This is a genomic window from Longimicrobium sp. (assembly GCF_035474595.1).
Taxonomy (GTDB): domain Bacteria; phylum Gemmatimonadota; class Gemmatimonadetes; order Longimicrobiales; family Longimicrobiaceae; genus Longimicrobium.
In genome coordinates this window covers 19812-42396 of sequence record NZ_DATIND010000146.1, presented here as the reverse complement: position 1 = coordinate 42396, position 22585 = coordinate 19812, and the positions used below count along the sequence as shown (strand labels likewise).

At 66.8% G+C, this 22585-nt stretch carries 24 protein-coding genes; 1 reads left to right on the top strand and 23 read right to left on the bottom strand.

The features are described from left to right. Positions 1 to 89 precede the first annotated feature (89 nt). From VLK66_RS24915 to VLK66_RS28680, 14 genes are all read right to left on the bottom strand, one after another. Positions 90 to 1202, bottom strand: coding sequence for an acyl-CoA desaturase (locus tag VLK66_RS24915; RefSeq protein ID WP_325312212.1), 1113 nt, complete (start codon positions 1200 to 1202; stop codon positions 90 to 92). Between the two features lie 207 nt (positions 1203 to 1409). After that, positions 1410 to 2666: a class I SAM-dependent methyltransferase gene (locus VLK66_RS24910; RefSeq protein ID WP_325312211.1), complete on the bottom strand. Its 1257-nt coding sequence runs from the start codon at positions 2664 to 2666 to the stop codon at positions 1410 to 1412. Between the two features lie 273 nt (positions 2667 to 2939). Next, the gene (locus VLK66_RS24905; RefSeq protein WP_325312210.1) at positions 2940 to 3359 is read right to left on the bottom strand and encodes a DUF1801 domain-containing protein; all 420 of its coding nucleotides are present in this window, start codon (positions 3357 to 3359) and stop codon (positions 2940 to 2942) included. Between the two features lie 100 nt (positions 3360 to 3459). Further along, positions 3460 to 3678 carry a hypothetical protein gene (locus tag VLK66_RS24900; RefSeq protein ID WP_325312209.1) on the bottom strand — a complete coding sequence of 73 codons (219 nt, stop codon included), beginning with the start codon at positions 3676 to 3678 and terminating at the stop codon, positions 3460 to 3462. Next, positions 3675 to 6119, bottom strand: a complete 2445-nt coding sequence (locus tag VLK66_RS24895; RefSeq protein ID WP_349260544.1) for an excinuclease ABC subunit UvrA — start codon at positions 6117 to 6119, stop codon at positions 3675 to 3677. Before VLK66_RS24895 ends, VLK66_RS24900 begins: the two co-directional genes overlap by 4 nt. Before the next feature lie 41 nt (positions 6120 to 6160). Continuing rightward, positions 6161 to 6601, bottom strand: coding sequence for an SRPBCC domain-containing protein (locus tag VLK66_RS24890; RefSeq protein WP_325312207.1), 441 nt, complete (start codon positions 6599 to 6601; stop codon positions 6161 to 6163). Further along, entirely contained in the window at positions 6598 to 6927 is a 330-nt protein-coding gene (locus VLK66_RS24885) for a metalloregulator ArsR/SmtB family transcription factor (protein WP_325312206.1), read from the bottom strand. Before VLK66_RS24885 ends, VLK66_RS24890 begins: the two co-directional genes overlap by 4 nt. Positions 6928 to 7646: 719 nt before the next feature. Next, positions 7647 to 8078: an NUDIX domain-containing protein gene (locus VLK66_RS24880; protein WP_325312205.1), complete on the bottom strand. Its 432-nt coding sequence runs from the start codon at positions 8076 to 8078 to the stop codon at positions 7647 to 7649. A 54-nt stretch (positions 8079 to 8132) separates the two neighbouring features. Continuing rightward, positions 8133 to 8477, bottom strand: coding sequence for a YggL family protein (locus VLK66_RS24875; protein ID WP_325312204.1), 345 nt, complete (start codon positions 8475 to 8477; stop codon positions 8133 to 8135). Then, the gene (locus tag VLK66_RS24870; protein ID WP_325312203.1) at positions 8474 to 8914 is read right to left on the bottom strand and encodes a VOC family protein; all 441 of its coding nucleotides are present in this window, start codon (positions 8912 to 8914) and stop codon (positions 8474 to 8476) included. Before VLK66_RS24870 ends, VLK66_RS24875 begins: the two co-directional genes overlap by 4 nt. A 60-nt stretch (positions 8915 to 8974) precedes the next feature. Beyond that, a complete protein-coding gene (locus VLK66_RS24865; protein WP_325312202.1) occupies positions 8975 to 9340 on the bottom strand; it encodes a DUF5615 family PIN-like protein in 366 nt (121 codons plus the stop codon). After that, entirely contained in the window at positions 9340 to 9579 is a 240-nt protein-coding gene (locus VLK66_RS24860) for a DUF433 domain-containing protein (protein WP_325312201.1), read from the bottom strand. The genes VLK66_RS24865 and VLK66_RS24860 overlap by 1 nt, the downstream gene beginning before the upstream one ends. A 111-nt stretch (positions 9580 to 9690) precedes the next feature. Continuing rightward, a complete protein-coding gene (locus VLK66_RS28685) occupies positions 9691 to 10155 on the bottom strand; it encodes a hypothetical protein (RefSeq protein ID WP_349260542.1) in 465 nt (154 codons plus the stop codon). A 22-nt stretch (positions 10156 to 10177) separates the two neighbouring features. Next, complete coding sequence (locus tag VLK66_RS28680) at positions 10178 to 10297, bottom strand: DinB family protein (protein ID WP_349260541.1); 120 nt, start codon at positions 10295 to 10297, stop codon at positions 10178 to 10180. 39 nt (positions 10298 to 10336) lie between these two features. On the opposite strand from VLK66_RS28680, the gene VLK66_RS28675 reads away from it, so the two are divergent. After that, the gene (locus tag VLK66_RS28675) at positions 10337 to 10495 is read left to right on the top strand and encodes a hypothetical protein (RefSeq protein ID WP_349260540.1); all 159 of its coding nucleotides are present in this window, start codon (positions 10337 to 10339) and stop codon (positions 10493 to 10495) included. A gap of 321 nt (positions 10496 to 10816) precedes the next feature. On the opposite strand, the gene VLK66_RS24850 is transcribed toward VLK66_RS28675, so the two are convergent. From VLK66_RS24850 to VLK66_RS24815, 9 genes are all read right to left on the bottom strand, one after another. Beyond that, the gene (locus VLK66_RS24850) at positions 10817 to 11365 is read right to left on the bottom strand and encodes a dihydrofolate reductase family protein (protein ID WP_325312199.1); all 549 of its coding nucleotides are present in this window, start codon (positions 11363 to 11365) and stop codon (positions 10817 to 10819) included. A 52-nt stretch (positions 11366 to 11417) separates the two neighbouring features. After that, the gene (locus VLK66_RS24845; RefSeq protein ID WP_325312198.1) at positions 11418 to 11804 is read right to left on the bottom strand and encodes a DUF2809 domain-containing protein; all 387 of its coding nucleotides are present in this window, start codon (positions 11802 to 11804) and stop codon (positions 11418 to 11420) included. 1071 nt (positions 11805 to 12875) lie between these two features. Next, positions 12876 to 14006, bottom strand: coding sequence for a hypothetical protein (locus VLK66_RS24840; protein ID WP_325312197.1), 1131 nt, complete (start codon positions 14004 to 14006; stop codon positions 12876 to 12878). 183 nt (positions 14007 to 14189) lie between these two features. Next, positions 14190 to 14729 (bottom strand): hypothetical protein, encoded by a 540-nt coding sequence (locus tag VLK66_RS24835; protein ID WP_325312196.1) that lies wholly within the window; start codon positions 14727 to 14729, stop codon positions 14190 to 14192. 337 nt (positions 14730 to 15066) lie between these two features. Next, positions 15067 to 15252 (bottom strand): ribosomal protein L7/L12, encoded by a 186-nt coding sequence (locus VLK66_RS24830; RefSeq protein WP_325312226.1) that lies wholly within the window; start codon positions 15250 to 15252, stop codon positions 15067 to 15069. Positions 15253 to 15432: 180 nt separating this feature from the next. After that, entirely contained in the window at positions 15433 to 15792 is a 360-nt protein-coding gene (locus VLK66_RS28670; RefSeq protein WP_349260543.1) for a P-loop NTPase fold protein, read from the bottom strand. An 853-nt stretch (positions 15793 to 16645) separates the two neighbouring features. Beyond that, on the bottom strand, positions 16646 to 17611 hold the full coding sequence (locus tag VLK66_RS24825) for an oxygenase MpaB family protein (RefSeq protein ID WP_325312195.1): 966 nt from the start codon (positions 17609 to 17611) through the stop codon (positions 16646 to 16648). Continuing rightward, positions 17608 to 21258 carry a hypothetical protein gene (locus tag VLK66_RS24820; protein ID WP_325312194.1) on the bottom strand — a complete coding sequence of 1217 codons (3651 nt, stop codon included), beginning with the start codon at positions 21256 to 21258 and terminating at the stop codon, positions 17608 to 17610. Before VLK66_RS24820 ends, VLK66_RS24825 begins: the two co-directional genes overlap by 4 nt. After that, positions 21255 to 22166, bottom strand: coding sequence for an ABC transporter ATP-binding protein (locus tag VLK66_RS24815; protein WP_325312193.1), 912 nt, complete (start codon positions 22164 to 22166; stop codon positions 21255 to 21257). The genes VLK66_RS24820 and VLK66_RS24815 overlap by 4 nt, the downstream gene beginning before the upstream one ends. Positions 22167 to 22585 lie beyond the last annotated feature (419 nt).

Genomic DNA, 22585 nt, shown 5'->3' with positions numbered 1-22585 from the left:
AGAAGCGGAGAAACAGAGAGTTCATCTCTGCTCCTCCGCTTCTCGGCGTGATTCCGGCGGATCTCGATGCGTCGCAGGCGAGATCGATGCTACGCCTCCGCCAGCGCCGGCTCCATCCCCTCGTCCAGGTGGGACTGCACGCGCTGGCGCAGCGCCTCGAGCGCCGGCTCCACCCGTTTGGGGCGTTTGAAGACCATCAGGCTCTTCCCGATCCCCTCCGCCCACCCCAGGGTGCGGTAGGGATACCCGTTCTCCTCGCAGAAGCGTTGCAGAAGCGGGCTGATCTGCGGGTACCAGGTGTGGCTGATGCCGGGGAAGAGGTGGTGCTCGATCTGGAATTCGGCGCCGCAGCAGAGGAGGCGGCCGATCGGCCCGGTGCGGTAGTTCACCGTGGTGACCGTCTGCAGCAGCAGGTAGTCCGAGTGCTTTCGGTACTCCCCCCGGCTCGCGTGCCCCTCGGTGGGGAGGAAGCGCGCCTCGACGGGGAAGTGCGCGGGGGCGGCGGTGGCGAACACGGACCAGCCCAGCAGCGCGCTCCGCAGCAGGTAGAACACGGCCACCTGCCCCGCCGGGAACCAGAGCAGCGGGATCCCGATCCACACCGCGTAGTGCGCGATCACCACGCCGAGGTCCATCCACAGCAGCGGGGTGCGCCGCCGGCGGTCGCGGAGCGCGGCGGCCAGGTAAACCCACGACGCGCGGATCATGTTCAGCGCCGTCAGTCCCACCGCGAGCGGCACCACCAGCCACTGCACCCGGTAGTAGCCGCGGCGCAGCGGCCCGCCGGACTGGAACTGCTCCTCCGTCAGCGCGAACCAGGGGAGAAGGTCCACGTCGTCGTCCAGCCCCACCACGTTGGGGGTGGCGTGGTGCACCGCCACGTGCTTGTTCCACCAGTAGTGGGCCGAGGTGCCGAACCAGATCCCGTAGCCGAACAGCGTCAGCGCCTTGTTCACCCACAGCCGCCCGCTGGTGCCGTTGTGCGACGAGCTGTGGGTGTGCGTGGTGATCCCAAGGTTCCCCATCGCCATCACCAGCAGCGCCGCGGCCTTCGCGGCGATGCCGTCCGCCAGGAAGTACGCCGCGGCGCCGCCCCCCGCCATCGCCAGCAGAAGCGCCAGCTCGGCGAGGAGGCGCGCGGTCGGTTTGCGGTGGAACCCGCGCGCGGCGAGCTCGCGGTTCAGAACGGTCAGCGGGTGCACGGACGCTCCACGAGGTAAGTAGTCCTAAGTCCTAAGTCCTAAGTCCTAAGTCCTAAGTCCTAAGTCCTAAGTCCCAAGTTGTTGGATCGATATCCCACCGTCGGCACTCAGCACTCAGCACTCAGCACTCAGCACTCAGCACTCAGCACTCAGCACTCAGCACTCAGCACTTAGGACTTGGGACTTAGCACTTAGGACTTTTCTACCTTAAACCCGATGCAACGGCATCGCCGCCGCGTAATCGCGCGCGAACAGCACCTGGTACAGCGCCGCGTCCGAGGCCCACGCCGCGGCGATCGCGCAGCTCAGGTAGTACTCCCACATCCGCTGGAAGCGCGTGTCGTACTTCTGCTGGTCGAGCGTGTGCTTGTTGGCGCGGAAGCGGTTCAGCCAGTGCCGCGAGGTGTAGCCGTAGTGGCGGATGAAGTTCTCCACGTCCAGGATGGCCAGCTCGTTCTGCTCGCAGCAGTGGGCCAGCTCCGAGAGCTTGGGCTGCCCGGTGCCGGGAAGGGCGTACTTCTGGATGAAGGGATCGTGGACATTCTTCGCGGTGTTGGCGCCCACCGCGTGCACCAGCCCGGTGCCGTGCGCCGGGAGCACCGCGGCGATGCGCTCGAAGAAGCGGTTGTACTCCTTGCGCGGCAGGTGCTCGAACATCCCGATGCTCACCACCCGGTCGAAGCTCCCGGAGATGGTGCGGTGGTCGCGCAGCTCGAGACGGACGCGGTCGGAGAGCCCCGCATCCGCGATGCGCTGGTTGCCGCGCTCGCAGTGGCGGCGGCTGGTGGTGATCCCCACGCCGGTGGCGCCGAAGTGCTTCGCGGCGTGCATCAGCATCCCCCCGAAGCCGCAGCCGATGTCCAGCACGTGGTCGCCGGGCCGCACGCCGATCTTCTGGCAGATGCGGTCGAGCTTGTTCAGCTGCAGCTGCTCGATGGTGTCGTCCGGCGTGTGGGCGTAGCCGCACGAGTACATCATGGTGACGGGGTCCAGGAACGACTCGAACACCTCGTCGCCCAGGTCGTAGTGGAACTGGGCGTTCCCCCAGTGCGTGCGGCGGAAGAGGTTGGCCACCTGCACGCGCAGCACCTTCGCGGCCGTGGCGGCATCGCCCTTCACCTTGCGGTCGATGCGGTTGCGAAGCAGCGGGGTGAGCAGGTCCTCGATGTCGCCCTCCTCCATCTCCCAGTCGCGGTCCATGTAGGCCTCGCCCAGGCCCAGGTTGCCGCCGCTCAGCACCCGCGCGAAGAAGCGGTCGTCGTGGATGCGCACCACGGGGGCGCCGCCGCGCTCGCCCTTCCCCACCGCCACCTCCTCGCCGCGCACGACGAAGCGGACGGACGCGTCCTCCAGGTGCCGGTCGAGCATGTCGAGGAACACGCGCTCGGCGCCGCCCGCGGCCCGTCGCGGGCGCTGCGGGGTGGGCGCGGTGGAGGACGGCGGTGTGGCGGTGACGGGAGGCATGGGCTGGTCCGGGGCCAGGGGGGAACGACGGGAGCCGGCAGGTTCGCGCTCCCATGGCGGATCACCGCGCGGGGAGCGGATGCAGCGAAGTATGAACGGGGGACGATGGTTCGCAAAGGATGTTGCGATGCGGGCGCGCGATTCGAGGAGCATTCCGCGGGCTGATTCGCATCGGCCGGCATCCCGATGGACGACGGTGAGCCGCAAAACGGAGCGGCCCCACCCCCTCGTGCGAGGGAGCGGGGCCGTGGGCCAGGCGCCGGATCGGCGACGCTAGGACTTCGCGTTCTTCGCCGGTTTCGGCTTGCCGGCGCTGTTGAGGGCGACCGCCTGGCGAACGAGCGCCTTGAAGGCGGGCTCGTCGACTTCTTCTCCTTCGCGGATGTCGATCGCGCGGCGTGCGTTTCCGTCCAGACTCGAGTTGAAGAGACCGGCCGGATCTTCCAGCGACGCGCCCTTGAGGAAGGTGAGCTTCACGACGCTCTTGTAGGATTCGCCCGTGCAGATGATGCCGTCGTGCGACCAGACCGGCGTGCCCATCCACTTCCACTCCTCGACCACGTCCGGGTCCGCTTCCTGGATGAGCCTGCGCATCCTGCCGAGGGTTTCCCCGCGCCAGTCGCCCAGCTCGGCGATTCTCTGCGAGATGAGCTCCGATGCCGGCCGGGCCGGGCTCGCGTCCGGTTTCTTCATGTTCTCACCCTGTGATGAGGATCCGCCGTTCCAGCCGGGATGGAGGCCGCCTCCTCGATCCGGCCGGCCAGCTGCTTCTCGTCGACGGCCGCCCGCACGTTCAGCTGCTGCGCTGTCCGCTGCGTCGCCGGGTGGCATACGGCAGCACGAAGAGGTACAGGCCGCTGAACAGGAGCAGGGCGAGCGGGAGCAGCGGCGAGTAGGTCACCCACGCGGGCGGCGTCCCCCGCGACATGGCGGCGAAGTTGGCGATCACCGTCACCGTGAAGACGATGGACAGCCAGCGGTGGGCCTGCCGAATCCATCGGTTCCAGCTCAATGCGGCCTCCTCTGAACACGAGCCTCGAGCGGATCGGGCACACCGGCCCCGATCGCCTTCGAACCGCTGCCGACGAATGCCGCCAGGTGCTCCCCGGTCAGCGTGGACCTCGCCGCCACCAGGCCGGCCGGGGTGCCTTCGAACACGATCCGTCCGCCGTCGTGGCCCGCGCCCGGCCCCAGGTCGATGATCCAGTCGGCGTGCGCCATCACCGCCAGGTGGTGCTCGATCACGATGACCGACTTGCCCGAGTCGACCAGCCGGTCCAGCAGCCCGAGCAGCTGCTCGAGGTCGGCCAGGTGCAGCCCGCTGGTCGGCTCGTCGAGCACGTAGACGCCGCCGTCGGCCGCCATGTGCGTGGCGAGCTTCAGCCGCTGCCGCTCGCCGCCCGACAGCGTGGTGAGCGGCTGGCCCAGCCGCAGGTAGCCCAGCCCCACGTCGGCCATGCGCCGCAGGATCGCGTGCGCGGCCGGCGTGCGCGCCTCGCCCGCGCCGAAGAAGCCGGCCGCGTCGTCCACCGGCAGGTCCAGCACCTGGGCGATATCGAGCCCGCCCAGCCGGTATTCCAGCACCGACGCCTGGAACCGCCGCCCCTCGCACTCCTCGCAGACCGTGGTGACGCCGGCCATCACGCCCAGGTCGGTGTAGATCACCCCGGCGCCGTTGCAGGCCGGACAGGCGCCCTCCGAGTTGGCGCTGAACAGGGCGGGCTTCACGCCGTTGGCCTTCGCGAACGCCTTCCGGACCGGCTCCAGCAGGCCGGTGTACGTCGCCGGGTTGCTCCGCCGCGAGCCGCGGATGGCGGCCTGGTCCACCGACACCACGCCGTCCCGGCCGCTCACCGAGCCGCGGATCAGCGAGCTCTTTCCCGACCCGGCCACGCCGGTCACCACCACCAGCACCCCGAGCGGGATGTCGACGTCGACGTCCTTGAGGTTGTGCGTGCGCGCGCCCCGCACCTCCATCACGCCCGACGGCGTGCGCACCGACGGCTTCAGCCTGGCCCGGTCGTTCAGGTGACGCCCGGTGAGCGTGCCGCTGGCCCGCAGCCCTTCGACGGTGCCCTCGAACACCACCCGGCCGCCGGCGGTGCCGGCGCCGGGGCCCAGGTCCACCACGTGGTCGGCGATCGCGATCACCTCCGGCTTGTGCTCCACCACGAGGACGGTGTTCCCCTTGTCGCGCAGCCGCAGCAGCAGGTCGTTCATCCGCCGGATGTCGTGCGGGTGCAGCCCGATCGTCGGCTCGTCGAACACGTAGGTCACGTCGGTGAGCGACGAGCCGAGGTGGCGGACCATCCGGGTGCGCTGCGCCTCGCCGCCCGACAGAGTGCCGGACGGCCGGTCGAGGCTCAGGTAGCCCAGCCCCATCTCCACGAACGAGTCGAGCGTTTCCCGCAGCGTGGCCAGCAGCGGCGCGGCCGACGGCTCGTCCAGGCCGCGCGCCCACCCGGCCAGGTCGTCGATCTGCATCTCGCAGAGGTCGGCGATGTTCTTCCCGTCGATCCTGGAGGACCGGGCGGCCTCGTTGAGCCGGGTGCCGCCGCACCCGGGACAGGGGGTGAAGGTGACCGCGCGCTCCACGAACGCCCGGATGTGCGGCTGCATCGCGTCGACGTCCTTGGACAGGAACGACTTCTGGATCCGGGGGATCAGCCCCTCGTAGGTGAGATTGATGCCGTTGATCCTGACCTTCACCGGCTCCTTGTGCAGGAAGTCGTGCAGCTCGCGCCGGGAGTACCCGCGGATCGGCTTCGCCGGGTCCAGGAACCCCGACTCGGTGAACATCCGCACCGACCAGCCGTCGGCGTTGTAGCCGGGGACGGTGATCGCGCCCTCGGCCAGCGACTTCGTTTCGTCGAAGAGCTGCGACAGGTCGATGTCGGTGACCGATCCCATCCCCTCGCAGCGCGCGCACATGCCGCCGTGGTAGACCACGTCGCGCACCACGATGCGCTCGCCCTCGCCCCGGTCCACGGTCATCGACCCGCTCGCCTTCCGGGTCGGGATGTTGAACGAGTAGGCGGTCGGGGGCCCGATGCGCGGCGTGCCGAGCCGGCTGAAGAGGATGCGCAGCAGGGCGTTGGCGTCGGTCGCCGTGCCCACCGTGGAGCGGGCGTTGGCGCCCATCCGCTCCTGGTCCACGATGATCGCGGTCGTCAGCCCGTCCAGCACGTCGACGTCGGGGCGGGCGAGCGTGGGCATGAACCCCTGCACGAACGCGCTGTAGGTCTCGTTGATCAGCCGCTGCGACTCGGCCGCGATGGTGCCGAACACCAGCGACGACTTGCCCGATCCCGAAACGCCGGTGAACACCGTCAGCCGCCGCTTGGGGATCTCGAGGCTGACGTCCTTCAGGTTGTTCTCCCGGGCGCCGCGGACACGGATCCGGTCGTGGCCGTCCGCGGGGTGCCGGCTGGGGGAAGCCATGTTCGCCCGCATCTCCGCCCCGGCCGGTGCGCCGCCCTGCCGGGTCCGGCTGCTCACGGGATCCTCGCGAGCAGGTCGGCGAGCTTCCCGCCCATCATGTTCCAGCCGTAGCGCGCGCCGCCGAACTCCCGCTTCTGGTCCGGCTTGAAGCCCGACTGCACGAGCGACAGGCGCGTGCCCGACGCCGTGGGCGTGAGCGTGAAGGTCACCACGGTGTCGAGGAAGGGAACGGTCCACGTATAGCTGAGCTTTCTCTGCGGTTCGATCTCCAGGACCCGGCAGCTCACCGTGCCGTCCCACCCGGGGTACGGCTGCGTCCGGAACGTGAACGCCGCCCCCGGCTCCAGATGGAGATCGATGACGGGGAGAAGCCACTCCGCGAGCAGCTCGGGCTCGGTGAGCGCGCGCCACACCTTCTCCGGCGCGTGCTGCAGATCGAACTCGAAGGAGATGGCTTCGCTTTGCGATGGGTCGGTCGTGTCTGCGCGGCTCATCCGTCCATCTTCTCCAGCAGCTGTTCCAGGCGATCGACGTGCTCCGTCCAGAAGGCGCGGTAGTGCGCGATCCAGTCGATGAGCGGCTTCATCCCGCGCGGCTCCACCCGGTAGTAGACGCACCGCCCTTCGCGGCGGCCGTTCACCAGGCCGGCGTCCTTCAACGTGGCCAGGTGCTGCGAGACCGCCGGCTGCGAGATGTCGAAGCGCGCCGTGAGGTCCTTCACCGCCGCTTCGCCGCGCGTGAGCGACTCGAAGATGGCCCGGCGGCTGGGGTCCGCCAGCGCCTGGAAGATCCTGTCTTCGCCCACGGCCGCGCTTTGCATGGATAACCAATAAGCGTTTGCTTATTAGTTGTCAAGCGTCGCGGATCGCGTGGTCCCGGCGCTCACCGCACCCGCGCGACGCAAATCCGCGGAACATAGTAATACGGAATCCGGGAATTCAGTTCGTGTATCCTCGCCGCATCAAGCCGACGTCATCCTGAGGCCGACCACACCGTAACCAGCGTCTAGACAGGAGGTTGCAGGCCGAAGGATCTATCGGCGCCACAGCACGTGATTTGGCTGGATGCACCGATTCTTCCCCCGGATTTGGTATTAGATAGCGCGAAGCCCCCCGGGCCGATGCCAAGGGGGCTTCGTCGACTGCGCCTCGCCGCTAAGTCACACCGAATCGGGGATCGATCGTGCAATCTGGTAGCACACGTGCGACCTCGCCTATAGATCCTTCGGCCTGCAACCGCTCGTTCGAGGGTAACGACGGTGTGGCCGGCCTGAATAGAAAGTTCCGCGCGCAGCCGGTCACCGGCGACTGAAGTCGCAGCAACAACTACGGGAAGCCTCGCAAACTGCGCGAGGCTGTTCGGCTCGGCGGCCGGTTTCGGCTCCGGAGGACGCCTCCCTTTCATCCATCGTGGTCGCGCGAAGCGCGGTGTTCGACTCAGGATGACGTCTCTCTGTGCGTTTGTGATGCACAGGTGATTACCAGATCCGGTATCAGGGGCCACAACGACTCGTCATCCCAGCCGAGGAACACGCGCGTGTCACGGTAGCCCGAGCGCCGCGCGAATCCGTTCGAGCTGCGGACACAGGAACGGGTCGCTGCGGAGCGTGGCATCCCATTCGCCGGGGTCCGCGAGCGGGAGCCAGCGCACCGCCGTGAGCTCCGCCCCGCCATCGGGCCCGCAGGGCGCCGGCTCGCCGCCCACGAGGCGGCACGCGAACGTCCGCCAGCGCGTGTACGTGCCGTCCGGCGGGTTGGCCGGCACGTCGTCGAGCACGGCGCCTACTTCGACCGCCACCCCGAGCTCCTCGCGCACCTCGCGCGCGACGGCCTCGGCGTCGCTCTCGCCCGCCTCATGCCCGCCGCCGGGCAGCGTCCAGAACGGCGGCTCGCCCGGCAGCGTGCATTGCAACAGCAGCAGCCGGCCATCCCGCACGATCGCCGCCTGGAGCCGCGTGTCGCGTATCGTCACGAGCGGTATGGGCTCGAGTATCGCCTGACGCCAGAGTTCAGCTGCGACGATCCGTCATGCCGCCGGGGCGCGCACGGGAGCTCCCTCGTGCCACGCGTCCTCGAGCGGGCCGGCCCGCAGCCCGGACACCGCCGGCTGCGCCGCCAGCCAGTCGACGAGAGCCTGCCGAAGCGCCGGCGTGACCGTCCGGCGCTCCTGGAATGCCATGACGTAGACGTCCCAGCACGTCCCCGTCCCGCCGCCCACCGAGAGGCCGAGCGCCTCGATCCGCGTGATCGCGGCGTCCCAGAAGTCGAGCTGCTGCGCCTCGGACCAGTCCGCGGGCGTGCAGAACCGCAGCTCGAACCCGAGCTCCTGGAACTCGCCGAGGCGATGCTTCTTCCGCTGGCGCTTGTTCATCCCGTGGCCGTGCCGCCGAGAGGCGCCTCGTTGGACACGGGCGACGAGATCGCGAACGCGAAGCCATCGGGGTCACGGAACCGGAACGCCCGCGCGCCCCACGGCATGTCCGCCGGCTCGGAAACGAGGCTGCCCCCGCACGCCTTGATGCGTGTGGCGATGGCGTCCACATCCTGCCGGGTGGTGAACATCAGCGAGATTCCCGCCCCCTTGGCCCGGTCGAGCCCCCTGGCCCCGTCGTCCTGGTTCAGGAGGAGCCGCGCGCTACCCGCACGGAGCGCCACCGCGCGGAGCGTGCCCTCGCGAGTGATCTCCCGCTCCACCTCGAAGCCCAGCGCGTCCCGATACCACGCGACACTGGCGTGGAGGTCGCGCACGGTGAGCGAAGCGGAGAGCGCCTCGGCGTGAAATTGTTCTGCGGTGTCGTGATCGATCATTCGCGGAAGGGGTGCGGGAAGCCTCAGGTTCACGATCAGCCGATTGCTGTGTGGAGGGCACTACTCCAAGGAGAGCAGGGGCCGCTGGCGGATACGATCGGTGTCTACAACGGTGAAGCGGCCCTCCAGCTGAAGTTCCTCAATGGCGAAAAGGTTGAAGAGTACGCGGCCTGCTTCCTCAGGATCGGCTGGGCTCAGACGGAGATAGATGATGCCCGCCGGGACGGGACTTCCGCGGTGATAGACCAACTCGCCAAAGTCACGGTCAAAGGTAATGAGAATCTGTCCGTGCTGACGTGCATGCGAGAGCACCTCGGGGTCGGGAGTGCCGGGCGCAAGCTCGATCATCGCCTCGACCATGTACCCGGCCGTGCGAAGCAGGCGGATGCTCGGCACCGGCACGTTCTCGTCCGCGAGCAGGCGCACTACCTGGCCCCAAGCTGGACGGCATAGAAGGATTCCTCGTGCATCGCCTCGGCTGCGAACGCGAAAACCGCCCGGAGCGCTTCGGGGGTGAGCTGGGGATAGCCCTCCAGCACCTGCGCAGACGTCCACCCTGAGGCGAAAAGCTCCAAGAGGAAATCCACCGCCAGTCGAGTACCACGCACGACTGGCTTCCCGGTCAGTACGGCAGGATCGGAATGGATGTGCTCGCGCCAGTTCATCGGCCCTCCCTTCGAAACGGATCTGGGGCGACGCAACCGCGACGCCGTCACCGAAAGCTCGAACCGAGCGTAGGAACCTGCAAGTGGTCGAACCACCGCCGCATGCCGTTTTCAGGCCGCAGCCGATGATTCCTGTTCAACCGCGGACTTGATATCGTTCAGGTCTTGCAGGAGGGCCCTTTTCGCCACGCCCTTGAAAAGAAGCCCCATCGGGATCGACAGCAACCCTGCAACGATGCCCTGGGGCTGGGAATCATGAGAGCTGCTCAACGTAATGCCGCCGCTGCTCTCCGAAATGCTGGTGGTGGACAGGAATACGAATCCATCGCTTTCTGCCCTGGTCTTGTAGAACTCGTTCCCGGCAGCATCGGTGATCCACTTTTCCGCGGTAGCCGGCTTGCCGAACAGCATCCGCGTCTCTCGCCACTTCAGTCCCACGAGCCCGCTCGCCGGTTTTTCGAGAATCTCGATCTTTTCGATTCCGCTGATGGTTTCCGAGGCGTTCTCGATGTCGGTCATTGCCGCCCAGACTGCCGCCCTGGATCCCTTGATGGTTACCTGCGCTTCAACGATCATGGTGTTCCTCCCGGGGTAGGTGCTACATCGGCGGGCCATCCTCGTCGGCCGTGGGGCCGTACAGGGCGAGCACGGGGATGCCGAGCTGGCGCATGTAGCCGGTGAGCTGGGCGCGGTGGTGTACCAGGTGGTTGATGGCCATCGAGGGAACACGGTGTAGCGCGGCATCCCCAGCTGCGTGATGCTGCCGCTGCGCACGGTGAATACCCGCGTCCATGCGCCTTCCGGCACGGCGGCAATGGCCTGCGTGATCGCGATCGCGGCGCTCTCGTACGCGCTCATGAGCTGGTCGTGCGTTGCGGGCGCGCCGCCGGGCCAGCGTTCCGCGGCCACGTCGTAGCCGTCGCGCGAGAGCACGGTCGCGGCGAGGTTCAGCACCTCCACCAGGTGGGTGGCGAGCGGGCCCATCGCCCGTGACCGCCCGTCCGGCCGCCAGTTCCAGTGCTCGTCGGGCACGCGCGGCGGCTTGCCGCCCGAGCCCGCAGCGATCAAACACACGGCAGCCGCGGGAGGGATCACCTGCGGCTGCCGCGATGTTTTCAAGCGATCTGACAAGGGTCAGGGGTGCGGGACCGGCGCGTAAGGCTGTCGCCCGGCGAAACATGGGCGTCCCCGCATTCCCTGCAGCCGATTGTCGGGCGTCTGCCCGAGGTTGGATGGGCTACCTTCTCGGCTCATATCGCATCGCCACCGCGCCCGAGCCGAGCTCGAGCCGGCTCACGAGCTTCAAGTCGAGAGGCTTCGAGAGCCCCGCGAACAACGTTGGCCCATGGCCCGCTACCCTGGGGTGCACGACGAACTCGTACTCATCGATCAATCCCAGCTCCGCCAGCGCCTGCGGGAGCTTCACGCCTCCCACGAACAGTCCCTTGCCCGGCTCCCGCTTGAGCCGCTGAACGGCCTCCCCCAGATCCCCGCGCACGAGCTCCGCGTTCCAATCGACCCGGTCCAGGGTGCTCGACACCACGTACTTCTTTGCCGCGTCGATCGTACGAGCGAAGGGTTCCATCCAGTCGGGCCTCGCTCCCGGCTGCGCCGGCGGCCGCCATGCTTCCTCCATCATCTCGTAGGTCACCCGGCCAAAGAGGAGGGCATCGGCCCGCTCGAGGTTCTCGATCGCGTGACGATGCAGCTCGTCGTCAGGGATCGCGCCACGATGATCGCAGCACCCGTCCAACGTGACGTTGATGGAATACCGAAGGGGTCGCATGACGTGCTCCTGAAGTGGCTTGGCGACACAAGGGTCAGGGGTGCGGGGCCGCTCAGGCCGCGCGCAGACGTCTGCCCCGCGCGACGACCGCCGCCTCCAGGAGCGCGGCCCCCGCCACGCCGAGCGCGTAGGCCAGCAGATCCCGCGCGTCGAAGCCGCTCCCCAACGCCAGGTGCCCCGCACGCGTCGCGCGGATCGCGTCGAGTGCCGGGGCGTGGTACAGCTGACTCGCCTCCACGGCAGCGCAGACCGCGTACGCCACGGCGCTCCGCGCTGCCAGCCGCACACCGGGGGCCAGCGCCCCCGCCCCCCACGCGACCATCGCGGCCCAGAGGGCGTCACCGAGCACGTCCCGCGCGACCGGCCCGAGCGGCGCGCCGCGCAGGTGGACGAGCAGCCCGACGGCGATCGTCACCACGACGGCGGCGAGATACGCCACGCGAGTCATGGGCAGCGTGGAGGCCGGAACATTCTGGACCATGTAACGACTCAAGGGTCAGGGATGCGAGGCCGGCGCGCAAGATCCTCGTCACCCGAAAGCATGGACGGCCCCGCCATCCCCTGCAGCTGATTGTCAGGCGGGCGGCCACGCTCTACCCCCGCGCCGATCGGCGCCAGGCGAAGAGGAGCATCAGGCAGAGCAGCATCGCCACGAGCAATTCCACCGTGTGATTGGGATTGGGACGCTCTTGCGGCGGAGCGACATTGCTCGATGGCGGCGAAGGTTCAGCAGGCGGCGGAGGGTTCGGCGGTGCAGTAAACAGAGTAGTGTCAACTGGGTCCGCCACTGATGTAGTGTCGGTGACACCACTGTCGCCCGCTTCCTGATTCTCGTGAGGGTGCCCGTGCTCGTGCTCCTCCAGGGAGTCGTTCCCGCCTCCTGCCGATACTGGCATGCCAGATTCACGGACCGTTCTGTCGGGCGCACGCGAAAGGGTCTGTTGGTCTGTTGGAACAGTGAGAGGCCTATTGATGGTGGTGGGTGGTAAGCTGTTTACAGGTGGGGGTATGGAGCGAATGGTGGGCGGCGTCGGTCGGATAGGCTCGATCGGTTTTGGCAAAGCTCTCACCTGTGCAGTGACCACCGACGTCTGGGCGGCAACACACACTGTCAGGATCATGAAGAGCAGCGTGCGTCCCGGGACGATCATTGACAGCGACAGCCAGGATATGCCTTGAGCAAGCGCGGGGGCAATGGGTGACACTGTCACCAACCTGCTCACGCGTCCCTGGAACGCGAGGAGCGGAGCGTCCGAATCAGGGGGACTACTCATGGGTAGTGATATCAGTGGGTTAAAGCCGCCTATCGGATCAAGGGTCAGGGGTGCGGGGCCGCCGCGCAAGCCTTTCGACCGCGAAACCATGGACGGCCCCGCATCCCCTGCAGCCGATTGTTATATTAGGCCGCGTACGGTTCAGCGATAGTGGAGGAAAGCGCGAACGAATAACACAGTCGCGCCACGCATACGTCGCTTGATGCAGGGTTAAACCGGGACACGAGGGTTGCCCCTCATTTTGCCGCCTTCTCACGTGCTTGGAGTGCACGTGCTGCCTCGCGGATTAGGCGAATGACATCCGCAGTGCCGCCGCCCATCGAATCTGGTTTGAGTGGCGAGATCGCACCAAGCAGGCGCTTCGCAAGGGATTTCTTTAGGCCAACGGCGTCGTCCTTTGGCATATCATGGATATAGTTCTGAACAGCGAGCACCCCCAAGCCGCGAAGTCGGTAATCCTCCGAACGATCTCGGTGCCGTGCAGCTTCACGAGATGCGTAGCCTGCCGGAATAAGAAGTGTGAAGGCGAGTCCAAACCGGAGGGCTATCTCGGTCCAGGCAAGTGGGTGTCTTGCATCTTGAAGCGAGTATGCGACGAAACCCGCGACAATGAGCATTAGTCCGAGAGCAACATAGCGAAGAAAGTCAGCTGCGCGACGTTCGTGATCGGAAGCCAATTGATACGCAGCTGCGGCGGGTCCTTGGCGAACTAAGCCTAACCGCTCCTCAACCTCCTTCAAGGCCGATTCAAGCTCGGCTCTCCGAGCCTGAAAGGTCTCTGTCTCCGAGCGCCATCTCTGGCGCTCCTCATCTGCAAAGCGATGAAGCGTCCCGATCTCATGATCTCGTGCGGTTTGTTGTTCGTTCAAGAATTCCTGGGCTTGAGTCCTCAGTCGCTCGATGGCGTCCCTAAAGCCCGTACCAGTTTGAGTCACTGACTCTGCCGCCCGCTCAACCGCCGTTTCCGTTGCTTCGCGGAGGCGCGTAACACTTTCCTCGAGCTCCGCTTGCTTTGTAAGCAAGGGAGTAATTTTCCCCGTGTATGTTTGGACAGCACCCATGAAAGTTAGATGAAGAAGTAGCTCGATTCGAGTCAGGGCTTCACTGACAGCGGCGGCCGACTCTGCATTTTGCTGCACTTGATAGGCCCGCGAAGCTGATGCAATCTCACCAAGTTTTTCCTCGAGGTTCCGACGTATATCGGGGTTAAAGTCATGACCTAGTAATTCAAGTTCAACAAACCCGTCAGTACAGGAGGTGAGCCGCGGCAACGCGTCCGTTAACAAACCGCTTTCAAGCGCTCGCTGCGCAGGTTTAGGGAGGTCAGTAGCCCAGAAGATCTCGACTCTTTCACGAACTGAGCTCATGGTCGCCTCCAGTAGGTGAGTGTACCGTGAGGAGATCACCTGCGGCTGCCGCAAGATTTGACCAGCGGCCTAACGACACAAGGAGCCGGGGTGCGGGGCCGGCGCAGAGCTTTCGTCCACGGAATCATGGACGGCCCCGCGTCCCCTAGAACCAATTGTTAGGCTGCAGCTACTTGTGGCCGATCAGGCGATTGGCGTTCGGACCCTAAAGTGGATGTTGAAGGAGGATACGATGTTGCCGTCGAAATACCAGATATACCGCTGCCGGCCCCCCACGATCTGCGTGCTGTGATGGTTCGAGGAGAGCATCTGCATGTCAGGATCCAACTCGACCGTCCATTTGATACTCCATCCCGGCTGATACCTATCCGTGCCGACCACGTAGTAATCACAGATCATATAGCGCGAATAAACAGGATCAGGTGAGCACGTATAATTGTCGTAGCTATGCTCCATCTGGGCTGTGCCACTAAGGTCTTCGATGTACGTTCTATCGCCCAAGGTACGGATCGTAGGGTTCGAAAAGCGGTGAAGGTCGGAGATAGTGCTTCCATAGTTGGAAGAGTTGACAAACATGCTCCAAGCAACATTATCCATCGAAACCTGGTACCACCCGCGGTCGGGATTTCCGTATCGCTCTAGCTTGTGAAAACCTTCTATCTGGCAGCCGCATAGAAAGACAGTAGACACAAGCAATGAGACGGGCAGTAGCTTGTTTTGCATGATGACCATCCATACGAAAATGGTGAAAAAATTACGGCGGGACAGAAGTCAACCATGGTACTATTATGAGTCTTAAATGTGTTGTCAACTCTCGCAACGGCGGCTCGCCGCCTGAGCGGACCAGTATGAACACACGGCAGCGCAGGAGGGATCACCTGCGGCTGCCGCGATAGTTGCCCAGCGGCCTAACGCCTCAAGGGTCAGGGGTGCGGGGCGCGCAAGACTTTCGTTGGCGAAATCGTGGACCGCCCCGCATCCCCTGCAGCCGATTGTTAGGCCGCTACTAGCCAATTCTCCACCCGACGGGGAGGCATCAAGCATGTGCTCTCGGAGTTCTTCACTGCTTCGGCACCCCGGCAATCTCCATCCTCACTCTTGCACCTAGCTCTTCGAGCTTGGCAACTACTTCCTTCGCGAGGTCCCTATGAAATCTACCGACGCGCTGCGGGGCGCCACCCACCAAGTCTTTCGCCTCCTTCAGTCCCAACGACGTAATCTCCCGCACTGCCTTGATGACTTGGATCTTTCTCTGCTAGTTTCGAAACATCGTAGTTGGTGATGTTGGCTTCTCTCGCGAGTTCGTGATTCAATGCGAGCGTGTTGACGAAACGCTTTGCGCGACGCGGATTGTCCCCAAGCCCTTGTATCAGGATATCGCGACACGGCCGCAAGGGTTCGGAAAGCAAGGATGATACATACTGGCTCATAGCTTCCGGTGTGGTCGGCGGAACAGTGAACGGAAGTGCACAATCTTGTCCAAGTACTGAATCTCGGCGACAGCCCCATCTCCATAACGATGCGAGATGCTTCGTTCCAACGCAGAGCGATCAACGCCGAGGAAGTACACGAATCCTGGAAGGTTCAAATAGAGCTTCAGCGCTTCCATCATGGACAGCGTGGTTTCTGCGCTGCGCCTATCAAGGTCGTCGATGAAGAAGATGAGTCGACGTGTGCCTCCCGCCGTGGCGGTTCGAGCTAACTGTTGAAAGTAGTCACGAAGCCGTGTTCGAACTTCACGAGTTTGGAACTGCTCCTCCTCATACTGAGCGAGTAATTCCTTGATATCTTCACCGCAAGTCCTGTAAGCTTCTTCATCAACGCCCCGCTAAGCGCCGTGGCAATGGTAAGAATGATCTTCTTTCCCTCTTCGCCCAAATCCAGCTACTGAACCAAAGTCTGCAGCAGAGCAACCGCGGGGCTATCGTCGTACTGGTGCAACCAGGAATCAAACCAGATCGTCACGGTGCGATCTCGGTCTAGCTTCTCACACCACCGAGTGCCGGCTCTGAGGGGCCAGGCCGCGCCTGCTCCGATGAGGTACTTGAGGCTGTCCTTGGACACATCTATTCCGAGGTCCTGAGCGAAACCCCAGAGGTCTTGGAGGCTCGGCATGCTCATAGCGGCGCGGGGGCGCAGAGTCGTGGGAAGAGGGAGCGGGAGAATTATCAGGGGCCGTGGTGGCGGCCTAACGGATCAAGGGTCAGGGGTGCGGGGCCGCTCAGAGCCTCAGCCGCGAAAACATCAATGGCCCCGCATCCCCTGCAGCCGATTGTTAGGCGGCGCCGGGCCCGGCAAGCACTGAAGCGGAAAGGCGCGCCGATGGTGGTGGCGCCGACGGGCCGCGGAACTGGTGCGCACCGGCGTGGCGCGCCTGGACGTTCCGTTCGAAAGCGGCTCGCACGATACAGCCGCGCCGCACCTGAGCTCGCCGAAGCGAGTCGATCGCCTGGTGCGCGGCGGTGACTCTCAGCACGGATGCCCCGGCCGGGAGCACCGCGCACGAGAGTCTGTCGCCGCGCCGAGTGCGCCGCACCGAAGCTTGGTCCGGCGGCGCCTAACTGCCGTCTAAGTAGACCGGTTCCCGATAAGCGCGCAAATAACACCCGTGCACGCCGAGTTCCCGCCCGCCCGCCCGATCATCCATCGGCACAGCAGTCTCGACCGCCGCGGTGCCGACCATCCTGCGCATCCGCCCGCCGAGCGTCACCCGCCGGGGAGGTGCGCGGCTCCGGAAGGCTTGCCGCGGGTTGATCCAGGGCCCGCACGGCGGCGAGATACGCCGGTGGCATGAGCAGCCGCTGGATGATCGAGCGCAGTCCGGCGCGGACCAGCACTGGATAGAAGCGAAGCAGAGGGCGCAGCCACTCCGCACGCTTCAGCCGCAGCAGGCCCCGCACATGCCCGGGCGTCAGGATCGCCTGGAGCCGCAGCAGGAGATGGTACCGCCAGGGGCCGAGGTGCTTCCGGTACTGGGCGTACAACGCTTCGGTGCCCTCGCCATGCACCAGATCGCGGCGCAGGTGGAGCTCGCGATCGGCCCTCCATTCGTCGTACGCCGGCGGGAGATCGGGGATGCCGAGGCCGGTGCCTACGCGGTAGAACACGTCGTAGAGCTCGCGCCGCTCGTCCGCGCTCAGGGGCCGCGCGAACATCTCGTGCGCTCGCTCGGAGTAGTCGATGAGCATGTAGAGCACGTCGCGGTGGGCCCAGTCCGGGATGTGCCGGCCTCGCTGGCGCTCGACGGCCTGGTGGACCGCCCGGATTCGACCGAGCGTGCGCGCGGCCGTCGCTGCGTCGGCGAAGACGATCCCCTGCGCATAGCTGGCCGTGGAGAAGAGCCGGCCGATGGGATCGCCCGGCAGCTTCCCGGTGAAGAACAGCCAGTCGACCGCGCGGTTGAGCGCGAACTCGGCGGCGGAGCCGGCGAAGACCAGGAGCACCATGTCTCCATCTCCCCAGATCCTCCGCACGATGGAGCTCTGGTCGACGAAATCAGCCACGGCACCGCCACTGACAGGCGCTTCCAGAAGACAGGCGTCGCCGCGCACGCTGCCGGATCGGGCGCCGACCGGCGTGGATGTACGGGTCATGAGCACGCTCATCTCTCGATCCTCACCTTCTCGACGTTGTCGAACCGCTCCGTGTCGATCAGCAGGAGATAGGGGTCGATGCCGGCATCGGACGGCCTGCGCGGCACCGTCACCGTGATCGTCTGCCGGCCGGAGCGGATGCGGTGGCTCCGCAGGTACAGCGTCTCCCCGAAGTCCGCGCCCTGCTCAACGGTGGGGGCGAAGACGCCGACCGGTATCCACTCGTCCATCGGCACCTCCGTCTCCACGCCCGCGGGGTCGACGGTCACCTTGCGCGCCCGCAGGCGCAGCGTCACGCGCCAGGCGCCCGCCGCGGTCCGCGCCGCCGTGGCGCGCTCCGTCTTCAGGTCCCAGAAGGTGTTCGCCTCGAACAGGTCGTGCAGCAGGGGGCGGAGCGAGTCCGGCGTGACCGCCTGCAGTTCGCGGTACAGGTCCAGGGTGGTGGGGAGCGGCGGCGCTCCCGATCCATGCTTCCCGCGCAGGCGCCGGAAGGCCAGGTCCACCCGCTCCCGGCCGGCGTACTCGCTGAGCGCGAACAGCGCGAACGGGCCCTTGCGGTAGGCCGCGTACGGATCCATCGCCCGGAGCAGCGGCACCGACTGGCGCACGGGCTTGATGGGATCCGGCTGCCGGAAGAACCGCCGGAGCCGCTCCAGGTGCTCGCGCCCGTAGGTATCCTCCACCACCCCCATCGCGGCGTACCACGCGAAGCTCTCGCTCAGCAGCGGGGCGCCCTCGGCGAAGGCGTAGGGGACGCCGAACTGGTGCCCCATCTCGTGCGCCATCACCGCGAAGGGAAAATCCAGCCCTTGGGGATCGATCCGCGGGTCGTAGAGGGCCCATCCTTCTCCATAGTCGATCACGCCCGCGTCCGAATGCGCGCCCATGCCGCGCGCGGGGTTCTCGACCAGCGTGATCTGGCCGTACGGGTACGGGCCGAACCGCCGGCTGTAGGAGTCCAGCGAGGCGCGCACGCTGTGGAGGATGCGGTCCAGGTTCGCCGTGTGCCCCGGATCGTGGTAGATGCGGATCGCGACCCCCTGCCCCGCGCCCGCCGCGGGGCTCCACCGCGCTTCACGCACCGCGTACCTCGCGGAGAAGATGGAGTACTCGTTCCCGATGGGGGCATCGGTGGCGTAGTGGAAGTAGCGGCGCCCGCCTTCCGTCCACGTCCGGCGCAGCGCCCCCGGCGCGACGGCGACCTGGTCCGCGTCGGTGCCCACCACCGCCTCGAAGGCGATGCGCCCGGTGGCGGCCGGGTCCTGGCCCGCTTCGCCGGTGACGTCCCGGCCCGCGTCCACGTCGGCAAGGAGAGGGAACATGCGGCGCGGAGCGAGTCCGTGCGCCCGCCGCTCGGCGGGCTTGAAGAGCTCGCGGCCGGGCTGGTAGCCGATGGCGGGGAGCCAGCCGTTCTTGAACCAGGTGCCGTTCGCCACCACCGAGCCGTCGGCGCCCGCGGTGCGGAAGCCGCGCGACCGGTGGTGGACCACGAAGCCGAGCCGCAGCGAGTCGCCGGGCTGCAGCGGCGTCTTCAGCGCGTAGATCCGGTGGCCCAGCTCCTCGTCGGCGGCGACGAGCGCCGACGGCCGGTCGAAGGACACCGGCCCCGTCTCCACTCCCCAGGCGGTGGCCACGTGGATGGAGTCGATGGGGACCGCGCCGCCGTTCACGAGCTGGTAGGTGCCGCGGATCTCCGCCTCGCGCCGCCCGGGATGGATCTCCACGCGCAGGCGCGTCCCCGTGAGCCGGGGCTGCGGGACGTTCGCGTACCGCCCGAAGCGCCGCTCGTACCGGGCGCTCCGCTCCCCGCCGTCGGACGCGGTCGAGTACCGGTTCAGCACGTTGGTGTTGTAGAAGATGAAGCCGCCCAGCGTGAGGATGAGCCCCGCCGCCACCGCCGCGGTCCAGGCCGCCGGACGCGTGAAGCGGCGGCGCGCCAGCTGCAGCCGCATCCCCAGTCCCCCCTCCATCCCCCGCACCCAGAGCAGCCGGGCCGCGACGGCGAGCAGCAGCGCCCACGCGGCCCAGTAGAGCTTGAACCACGCCCACGGCCCCAGCGACAGCCCGAATCCGCGCATGTCCGAGTACCGCCAGCGCGGCCCGGCCCCGTAGACGAGCAGGTCGTGATGGATCCCCAGGCTGGACGCGAAGAGGATGGACGCGTAGACGAGGAGGGCCGCCAGGTGGCCCACGTATTTCTGGTTGACCACCCCCTGCACCACCAGGGCGAGCAGGGCGAAGAGGAGGTACTCGGGAAGCTGGAGCCCCAGCAGCACGCGCAGGTACAGCCCGATCTCGAAGTCGTGATATCCCATGCGCGCCTGGGCGAGCATCCCGGCCGCCGCCAGCAGCATCATCCACATGGCGAGGACGAGGCCGAGCCCCAGGAAGCGGCCCAGGAACAGGACCCAGTCCGGCGCCGGCGACGCGTCGGTGATCTCGCCCAGCCCCGCATCCCGCTCCCGCCAGACCAGCTCTCCGGCCCAGAGGACGATGAGCAGGGGGATGACGAGCCAGGGGGTGAGGGGATTGGCCAGCGGCGTGGTCAGGAAGGTGAGGACGTGCGCGGTCCGGGGGAGCAGCGGCGTGCCCAGGTCCTCCATCTTCTCCGGCAGGACCAGGACGACGATGGCCGCGAGCACGGCCATCACCACCAGCCCGCCCCGCCCCTTCGCGATCGTGCGGAACGAGTCCCATGCGATGGCGAACGCCAGGCGCGCGTGGGTCGCGAAGTCGAACGTCTGCGGGACATGCGGGACGGAGATGGGGGCGGTCCTCGCGACGTCGCCGGCCGTGGGCGTGGGAGCATGCGTCTCCCGCCGCCGCGCGATGCGGCTCGACCCGGGACCCGCCGTGTGGTGCGCGAAGCGGAAGCGGGCGTACGTGAACGCGAGCGTCCCCAGCGCGACGCCGAGCCACACCAGGCGGCTCCAGAGCAGCGGGCCCTGCAGCTGGATCAGGCGCGTGCTCTTCTCGATCGGCGTCCACCCCAGGATCAGGTCGGAGGTGATGAACACGTGGCCGAAGACGTCGAGCAGCGCCGCCAGATCCTGCCGCTCCAGGAAGATGGCCGTGAAGAACATCCCCCCGTAGGCCACGAAGAAGAGGAGCACGCTCCCCAGGTAGCTCGCGATGGCACGGCGGCCGAGCGCCGCCCACGCGAACTGGATGGCCGTGCCCACGAAGGCGTTCGGCAGCGCGAGGAAGCCGTAGGCCGTGAGGTAGGCGGCCGGCCGGAAGGGACCGACCACCGCGGCGTCCACGCCGGGCGCGTACACGGCGAGCATGACGCCCGCCGGCACGGCCAGCAGGATCAGCGCGTTGAGGGCGAAGGCGGCGAGGAAACGTCCGCCCAGGTACGCGGCCTTGCTGACGGGAGCGGTCCAGGTGAGGGGATGCATCCCCGTCTCCATGTCGCGCGCCGCCGCCTCGCCGGCCACCGCCGCGGCCACCACGAACCAGAACAGCCCGGCGAACACCGTGACGCTGGCGATGATGAAGGGCGAGTTGAGGAAGAAGTCGGCGTAGAGCGCGTCGGAGAGGGCGTTTTCGCGGACGAACAGGAAGGCGATCACGCCCAGCGCCGTGAAGTAGAGCCAGGTGGAGAGGCGGCGCAGCTGGTAGGCGAGCTCGAAGCGGAAGATCTCGCGGAACTTCACGGCGCCACCTCCGGCACCGCCGGCTCGCGGCGCCGGCCGTGATGGCCCGCCATGGTGCTGAAGTAGACGTCCTCGAGGTCCGGCTCCACCGGCTCGAAGCCGGCGCCGGGCGAGGCATCGGCGTGGACGTGCACCACGGTGCGGCCCCCGAGCAGCTTGGTGGAGATGACGTCGTGCTCCCGCTCCACCTCGGCGAGCGAGGCGCGCTCGATCACCCGGCGCCAGATCCGCCCTCTCATCTCCTCCATCGCGGCGAGCGGCTCGGCCTCCAGCAGGATCTCGCCCCGGTCGATGATCGCCATCCGCGTGCACAGCTCGGAGACGTCCTCCACGATGTGCGTGGAGAGGATGACCACGCTGTTCTCGCCCAGCTCGCTCAGCAGGTTCAGGAAGCGCACCCGCTCGCCCGGGTCCAGCCCGGCCGTCGGCTCGTCCACGATCATGAGCTTCGGATTGCCCAGGAGGGCCACGGCCACGCCGAACCGCTGCTTCATTCCGCCCGAGTAGCCGCCCAGCTTCTGCCCGCGCACCTCCCACAGGTTCGTCTGCCGCAGCAGCGCCTCGACGACCTCCCTGCGCGCCTTCCTCTCGGCGATGCCCTTCAGCCGCGCGAAGTGCTCGAGCAGCTCCTCCGCGCTCACCCTGGGGTAGACGCCGAACTCCTGCGGCAGGTAGCCCAGCGTCTGCCGCACCAGGTCCTTCTGCCGCACGACGTCCAGGTCGCCCAGGCGGATGCTGCCCTCGTCCGGCTCCTGCAGCGTGGCCAGGATGCGCATCAGCGTGGACTTGCCGGCGCCGTTGGGGCCGAGCAAGCCGTACATCCCCGCCGGAATCGTGAGCGTCACATCGTTCAGCGCCTGCACGCCGTTGGGATAGGTCTTGGATACGCCTTGAATCCGTAATTCCATGGGCTGCCCGTGGTCCCCGAAGATGGCTGTGCAGAAACGCGGTGGGAGTACTCGGCGGTACGATGAAGTACTTTATCATACAAAGAAGGTGTGCGCAAGCACGCGGGGATGCGCGCGAGCCGGCACACTCTCATACCGGATCGGGGATCATCGTGCAATCCGGAAACGCACGTGCGACCGCGCTTATGGATCCTTCGGCCTGCAACCGTGCGTGCGAGGGCAACGACAGGGTGGCCGGCCTGAATGGAAAGTTCCGGGCGCAGCCGATCACCGGCAACTAAAGTTGCAGCAACAACGACGGGAAGCCTCGCAAACTGCGCGAGGCTGGTTCGGCTCGGCGGCCGGTTCCGCTCCGGAGGACGCCTCCCTTCCATCCATCATGGTCGCGCGCAGCGCGGTGTTCGACTCAGGATGACGTC

Excerpts from the sequence above, each read along its gene's own strand:
- VLK66_RS24840 (WP_325312197.1), bottom strand. The coding sequence starts at position 14,006 with ATGAGCTCAGTTCGTGAAAGAGTCGAGATCTTCTGGGCTACTGACCTC.
- VLK66_RS28675 (WP_349260540.1), top strand. The coding sequence starts at position 10,337 with ATGCTGCCGCTGCGCACGGTGAATACCCGCGTCCATGCGCCTTCCGGC.
- VLK66_RS24895 (WP_349260544.1), bottom strand. The coding sequence starts at position 6,119 with ATGCGGGCGAACATGGCTTCCCCCAGCCGGCACCCCGCGGACGGCCAC.
- VLK66_RS24890 (WP_325312207.1), bottom strand. The coding sequence starts at position 6,601 with ATGAGCCGCGCAGACACGACCGACCCATCGCAAAGCGAAGCCATCTCC.
- VLK66_RS24860 (WP_325312201.1), bottom strand. The coding sequence starts at position 9,579 with ATGAACTGGCGCGAGCACATCCATTCCGATCCTGCCGTACTGACCGGG.
- VLK66_RS24815 (WP_325312193.1), bottom strand. The coding sequence starts at position 22,166 with ATGGAATTACGGATTCAAGGCGTATCCAAGACCTATCCCAACGGCGTG.
- VLK66_RS28685 (WP_349260542.1), bottom strand. The coding sequence starts at position 10,155 with ATGATCGTTGAAGCGCAGGTAACCATCAAGGGATCCAGGGCGGCAGTC.
- VLK66_RS24850 (WP_325312199.1), bottom strand. The coding sequence starts at position 11,365 with ATGCGACCCCTTCGGTATTCCATCAACGTCACGTTGGACGGGTGCTGC.
- VLK66_RS24870 (WP_325312203.1), bottom strand. The coding sequence starts at position 8,914 with ATGATCGATCACGACACCGCAGAACAATTTCACGCCGAGGCGCTCTCC.
- VLK66_RS28680 (WP_349260541.1), bottom strand. The coding sequence starts at position 10,297 with ATGGCCATCAACCACCTGGTACACCACCGCGCCCAGCTCACCGGCTAC.
- VLK66_RS24825 (WP_325312195.1), bottom strand. The coding sequence starts at position 17,611 with ATGAGCGTGCTCATGACCCGTACATCCACGCCGGTCGGCGCCCGATCC.
- VLK66_RS24875 (WP_325312204.1), bottom strand. The coding sequence starts at position 8,477 with ATGAACAAGCGCCAGCGGAAGAAGCATCGCCTCGGCGAGTTCCAGGAG.
- VLK66_RS24835 (WP_325312196.1), bottom strand. The coding sequence starts at position 14,729 with ATGCAAAACAAGCTACTGCCCGTCTCATTGCTTGTGTCTACTGTCTTT.
- VLK66_RS24910 (WP_325312211.1), bottom strand. The coding sequence starts at position 2,666 with ATGCCTCCCGTCACCGCCACACCGCCGTCCTCCACCGCGCCCACCCCG.
- VLK66_RS24905 (WP_325312210.1), bottom strand. The coding sequence starts at position 3,359 with ATGAAGAAACCGGACGCGAGCCCGGCCCGGCCGGCATCGGAGCTCATC.
- VLK66_RS24885 (WP_325312206.1), bottom strand. The coding sequence starts at position 6,927 with ATGCAAAGCGCGGCCGTGGGCGAAGACAGGATCTTCCAGGCGCTGGCG.